Source organism: Alkalibacillus haloalkaliphilus C5, assembly GCF_000269905.1.
Classification (GTDB): domain Bacteria; phylum Bacillota; class Bacilli; order Bacillales; family Alkalibacillaceae; genus Alkalibacillus; species Alkalibacillus haloalkaliphilus_A.
Genome location: NZ_AKIF01000318.1, coordinates 1 through 252, shown reverse-complemented (window position 1 = coordinate 252; position 252 = coordinate 1). Strand labels below are relative to the sequence as shown.

Genomic DNA, 252 nt, shown 5'->3' with positions numbered 1-252 from the left:
AAGCACACACGGTGCAATGAATATGTAAAATGACCCATAGGGGATTCGAACCCCTGTTACCGCCGTGAAAGGGCGGTGTCTTAACCACTTGACCAATGGGCCGTATAACAACTCTCCACAAAGCTTCCTACCGGGCTTGAACCGGTGACCTCATCCTTACCATGGATGCGCTCTACCGACTGAGCTAAGGAAGCATATGGCTCCAGCGGCAGGATTCGAACCTGCGACCAATTGGTTAACAGCCAACTGCTC

2 tRNA genes are annotated in these 252 nt (G+C 52.0%); both read right to left on the bottom strand.

What is annotated here, in order from left to right:
• Positions 1 to 30: 30 nt before the first annotated feature.
• Positions 31 to 102, bottom strand: a tRNA-Glu gene (locus tag A194_RS0116715).
• Positions 103 to 121: 19 nt separating this feature from the next.
• Positions 122 to 194 (bottom strand) — tRNA-Thr (locus A194_RS0116710).
• Positions 195 to 252: the final 58 nt, after the last annotated feature.